Source organism: Sulfuricurvum sp. (assembly GCF_049305995.1).
GTDB lineage: Bacteria > Campylobacterota > Campylobacteria > Campylobacterales > Sulfurimonadaceae > Sulfuricurvum.
The window spans coordinates 1-4,799 of the sequence record NZ_JBAQPS010000271.1; the positions used below are offsets into that span (position 1 = coordinate 1).

At 40.9% G+C, this 4,799-nt stretch carries 7 protein-coding genes; 1 reads left to right on the top strand and 6 read right to left on the bottom strand.

Annotation, left to right across the window (positions count from 1 at the left end):
• Positions 1 to 671, bottom strand: a 671-nt coding sequence (locus WA010_RS09275) for an energy transducer TonB (protein ID WP_422556848.1), incomplete at its 3' end; no start/stop codon positions are given.
• 184 nt (positions 672 to 855) lie between these two features.
• On the opposite strand from WA010_RS09275, the gene WA010_RS09280 reads away from it, so the two are divergent.
• Positions 856 to 1,404, top strand: coding sequence for a CDP-alcohol phosphatidyltransferase family protein (locus WA010_RS09280; RefSeq protein ID WP_422556849.1), 549 nt, complete (start codon positions 856 to 858; stop codon positions 1,402 to 1,404).
• Between the two features lie 44 nt (positions 1,405 to 1,448).
• On the opposite strand, the gene WA010_RS09285 is transcribed toward WA010_RS09280, so the two are convergent.
• The 5 genes from WA010_RS09285 to WA010_RS09305 all read right to left on the bottom strand — a co-directional run.
• On the bottom strand, positions 1,449 to 2,081 hold the full coding sequence (locus WA010_RS09285; protein WP_422556850.1) for an HAD family hydrolase: 633 nt from the start codon (positions 2,079 to 2,081) through the stop codon (positions 1,449 to 1,451).
• Positions 2,078 to 2,437, bottom strand: a complete 360-nt coding sequence (locus tag WA010_RS09290) for a cupin domain-containing protein (RefSeq protein ID WP_422556851.1) — start codon at positions 2,435 to 2,437, stop codon at positions 2,078 to 2,080. The genes WA010_RS09285 and WA010_RS09290 overlap by 4 nt, the downstream gene beginning before the upstream one ends.
• A 49-nt stretch (positions 2,438 to 2,486) precedes the next feature.
• Complete coding sequence (locus WA010_RS09295; RefSeq protein ID WP_422556852.1) at positions 2,487 to 2,672, bottom strand: hypothetical protein; 186 nt, start codon at positions 2,670 to 2,672, stop codon at positions 2,487 to 2,489.
• A gap of 215 nt (positions 2,673 to 2,887) precedes the next feature.
• Positions 2,888 to 3,106, bottom strand: coding sequence for a cold-shock protein (locus WA010_RS09300; protein ID WP_422556853.1), 219 nt, complete (start codon positions 3,104 to 3,106; stop codon positions 2,888 to 2,890).
• A 193-nt stretch (positions 3,107 to 3,299) separates the two neighbouring features.
• A partial coding sequence (locus WA010_RS09305; protein WP_422556854.1) for a DNA polymerase III subunit gamma/tau occupies positions 3,300 to 4,799 on the bottom strand: 1,500 nt, incomplete at its 5' end.

A 4,799-nucleotide genomic window follows, 5' to 3' on the forward strand; every position in this document is an offset into this window, starting at 1 on the left:
GGTATTGTCAGCTCTAATGAATCTTTCGCTATTTCTTTAGGAATAGCGCGTACTTTTCCTACTGTTACTAATAAATCAGAAGCCGCATTATCCAAAAGTTCAAATCCTGAAGAATTTATAACAGATACCCCTTTGATTGTACCATCATCCAGTATAGTAAATTTCACATTCACTGTTCCACTCTGTCGTAAACGTTTTGCATTTTTCGGATATATCTTTCGCTCATCTATCGTTTGTCGAATGTAACTAATATATTCTTCTTTAATCTTAGGATCAGATTTTGGCTCAACTGGAGCCTTGTATATCTGAGCAAGTTTAGCGATCGGTACAGCTACCTCTAGTGTTTTTTGTACTGGATTGACTTGAACTTTTTCCGGAATCGCTACTGATACAGAATCATTTGGAATTTTTAATGGCTGAATAGTTTTTGACAGTAATGGTGACTGAGGTTGTGATGGTACTATAACCGGTTCAGCTTTGGTCATTGACGTCTGTTTTAGAATCGGAATAGCTTGTTGCTGAACAGGTTCTAACTTTTTCATTGGTGGCAAATAAATGGCTATTTTTTTCAGCTCAGTTTTTTTATCAGTTTGCAAAATCGCAATGAGTAGACTTACACCAATAAATAATAGACTATGGATAATAAGTGAGAATAAAAAGCTTTTCTTCATGATTGAAAGTATAGCGAAAAATCACATTCTCCTTAATTTTTTAAAATTTAATAGATGTCTTCTTTTTGATTTGCATTAATTCAAAAAGAAGATGCAATATTAGCACTTTTTATTGTTATACAATGACCCTTTTCAGTGGGATTGGCTATAATCTCAAATATAGAAGTATCAATGCGGAGTTCGAATGCAGTTTTTATGGCGCTCTACAAGTCACTTTAACCTTGCTAATCTAATCACGATGGCAAATATCACTTGTGGCTTGTTGGCCACCTACTTTATTACTCAAGAAAAATTTATCATTGCTGCCATACTCGCATGGATGGGTGGTGCATTCGATATATTGGATGGGAAAATTGCTCGTAAATATGGTTTATCTAATGAATTCGGTATACAACTTGATTCATTTGCCGATTTTTTGAGTTTCGTTCTCGTTCCGACTTTTTTTATCTTTCAGGGAGTTTTTACTCACCTCACAGGCATACCTCTCATTGTCACATCTATCGCTTCTATCTACTACGTTATTAGTGGATTACGACGCCTTATCCAATTTAACATTAATGCAGATGCTGGAGAGGTTGCAAAATATTTCACCGGCATTCCAACACCGCTTGGGGCAATTTTACTTTGGCTCGTGTGGTTAGGATCAGGATTTATCGGATGGATGGGGGTACTAGCCCTTATGGTCATTATCGGAGCACTATTAAACTCTAAAATTAAAATTCCACATCTTTAAAATAAATAAAATACACTGGAATTTTTCCAGATTTTATTGATTAACTATTTTAATAATCCAATTAATTCTTCAAGCATTTTAATCCGATGAGTTGCTTCAGTGAAATTATGTTTTTCAGTAAAACGATTATGCACAATGACACATTCTATCCCCGCACTCACCGCTGAACGCAACCCCCGTTCTGAGTCTTCAACAATAATTGTTTCATGCTTCAATCCTCCTAATTTGACCAATCCAAGCAAGTAAGGATCAGGATAAGGCTTCGCACGAGGGTATTCGCCAGAGCAAAGGACAAAGTCCATATAATCAACAATCCCACGTGACGCATGAATGAGTTCAAAATCACAACGTAATGCTGAAGTAACAATCCCCATACGATAATGATGCGAGAGTTCATCTATCACTTCTTTGACACCAGGGATAGCAATCTCTTCGTTGCGAAGATAATGTTGATAAAGTTCGTTTCGGCAGGCGCGCCATTTATCAGTTTCGCTGATCGGTATCCCGTTCTCCTCTGCGATCAAAAAAGCACTTTCTCCCGCGATCATAATCTCGCGATAACGATCCTCACTCAGATGAAACCCTTTGGCGTTTAATATTTCGGCACTGGCGGTGTAATACCAGTGTTCGGTATCGACGAGGACACCATCGTTGTCAAAAAGGATCTGTTTTTTCAACAGGCTAACACTTCGATAACATCCACTCCTTTGGGGACGAGACATAGAAAACTATACGTTTCCTCTCCGAGTGTCTCATAACTGTGCGGAACTCCAGCAGGGATGAGCAACACATCTCCTGCACCCGCTTCAATCGTTTTATCCCCGATCACGACACGCGCACGACCGCTAAGGATATATTGTTCATGCTCAACCGTGTTGGTATGCAACGGCATATAACCACCCGCATCAATGGTAAAATTACGCATCGCAAATGTGGGGGATTCATCGGGTGAAAGTAGCATTTTCATCGCTACCCCACGACCGGCTTTTTGGGGAATTGCTTCAATGGTATCAATTTGTTTGTGTAAAAACATGGGAACCTCATAAAAAATATTTTATAAGGGTAACATAGAATTGTTGAGATTAAACTCTAAGATTGAGCCATGAGGGAGGATTATCAAAACGAAGCTCACTTTCATGCCAATCCGTTTTTTCTCCATTACGAGCATGAAGTTTCCCTCCGATAAGAGTGTATTGCAATCCTGTAATGTTACTCGTAAGCTTTTTTCCTTCTTTTAATGCACTTAATACGGCTTCTTTACTTTCCATGGTGTTTCCTTTTAAATCGGCTCGGAAAAACACCTAAGAGTGTCTTAGTAAAATGATTTTTGGAGGAAGTAAAATCTTCCGCATAAATGCGGAAAGCTTTAGGGGATTGCAAAGGTGAGAACCGTAAAAAATCCAACTGCTTGGATTTTTTAGGTTCGGAACCAAAGGCTATATGCTTTTAAAGCATAGCCGATGGCTGTCCTTGCAAGTAGAACTTACAGTGCGGTAACGTTTTCGGCTTGTGGACCTTTATCACCTTGACCTACTGTGTAAGTCACTTTTTGACCTTCATCAAGAGAAACACGACCATAACCAGTACGGTTAATTTGACGAAAATGTACGAATACATCTTTACCGCCGTTATCTTGTTGGATAAAACCAAAACCTTTTTCGCTGTTGAACCATTTAACGGTTCCGTTTAGTACTTCTGCCATAATAGACCCTTGTGTTTGTGGAAATACACCTCGTTGCCGTGGTGGTCGAAAATATAAAGTGGAGTAGTCTTATGGTAGATCGTACTGTTAACTAAAAGGTCTTCAATAAAAAACAAACCAAAGATGAAACTCTAAATCATCTTTCTATAAGGGTATTGTAGCTGAAAAAAACCTTAATAGCAAGGAAATGCAATTATACTTTTGATTGAACTGTGATTTTTGTTGCTTCAAAGAGCTCAGCTGCTTTTTGAATCATCGACTCTTTGAGTACATCATTGCCATCAAACTCTTTAACACTAGTTTCATCACACTGGCTTACACAGCTTCCGACACCGATTTCTACCTCTTCAACCATTGAAGCAGGCTCTTCACTCAGCGTATCGAGGATATCAGGTCTCACTATTTCAGGATATGATAGAGGAGTAAGCTCTTCCGAAGTTTTAGTACACCCGTTTGATTTGATCTGCGTATCGATTCCGTAAATTTCTCTTACAAACTGGCGGATAATTCCGAAACTGTTTTTGAGGAGTTCTTTCTCCTCCCCTTCTGCACAGCTCTCCCATGTAAGGGTATCATTGTCGAAGGAAAGGAACGTAACATTGTTCTTAAAACAAATCCCAAGCTCGGCACTACGGTCACTAATTCGATCACACAGCTGCTCGAATGGTGATTTTACCGTAGGCGGTTTATGGGTCACATGGATAGTCGGTGCTTCACTGACATTTACCGCAATCGGCACTTTTGTCAGTGTATGGGGTACCCGCGATTCGAGAGACTCAATCATCTCATCGATCTCTTTGATTTTAAGCGCTTCGATCATTTTAAAGAGAACCAAACTCACCACAAATCCACCGTCCGCATTGATTGCAAAAAGGGTTTTGGCATCGCTCAAGATTCGGAAAAATCGTTCGATAACGAGTGAGCTGAAACGGTAATCACCCTCGTAGAGGCGCTCTTTAAGATAGGCGATCAGTTCATCGACCACCATCTCCGACTCATACGCTTCGAGTTCTTGGAGCATTTGGATTAGAGATGGGCGATCTTTGGCAAAAATAGCGTCAAAAAGACGGCTGATGTAATCAGGATCGAGAAGCCCAAGCATATCGGCAACGGTTTTGACGTCTACGAACCCTTTGGAGTAGATGATGGCTTGATCCATGAGGGTTAGCGTATCACGAAGACTTCCTGAACCGCTACGAGCTAGGATATCAAGTGCTTCGGCTTGGTACTCGATATTCTCCAGATGGAGGATGTGACTGAGATGGTGGACGATATTCGGGTGGCTGATCCGTTTGAAGCGAAAATGCTGCGTTCGGCTCAAAATGGTCGGCGGAAGTTTCAGGGGATCGGTGGTAGCAAGAATAAATTTGACGTATTCGGGCGGCTCTTCGAGGGTTTTAAGGAGGGCATTATGCGCCTCTTTGGTGAGCATGTGCACTTCATCGATGATAAAAATTTTAATTTTGGCACTAGCGGGGCGGTATTTGGTGTGCTCGATTAGATCGCGGATGTCGTCGATCTTGCGGCTGGAAGCGGCATCCATTTCGATGATATCGATGTGACGCCCCTCGTTTGCCATGACGCAGTGGCTGCACACGTCACACGGTGCTGAAGTAGGGCCATTTTCACAGATGAGCGATTTAGCGAAAATACGTGCGGTTGAGGTTTTACCCGACCCGCGAAGTCCTGAGAA

Excerpts from the sequence above, each read along its gene's own strand:
- WA010_RS09280 (WP_422556849.1), top strand. The coding sequence starts at position 856 with ATGCAGTTTTTATGGCGCTCTACAAGTCACTTTAACCTTGCTAATCTA.
- WA010_RS09290 (WP_422556851.1), bottom strand. The coding sequence starts at position 2,437 with ATGTTTTTACACAAACAAATTGATACCATTGAAGCAATTCCCCAAAAA.
- WA010_RS09295 (WP_422556852.1), bottom strand. The coding sequence starts at position 2,672 with ATGGAAAGTAAAGAAGCCGTATTAAGTGCATTAAAAGAAGGAAAAAAG.
- WA010_RS09300 (WP_422556853.1), bottom strand. The coding sequence starts at position 3,106 with ATGGCAGAAGTACTAAACGGAACCGTTAAATGGTTCAACAGCGAAAAA.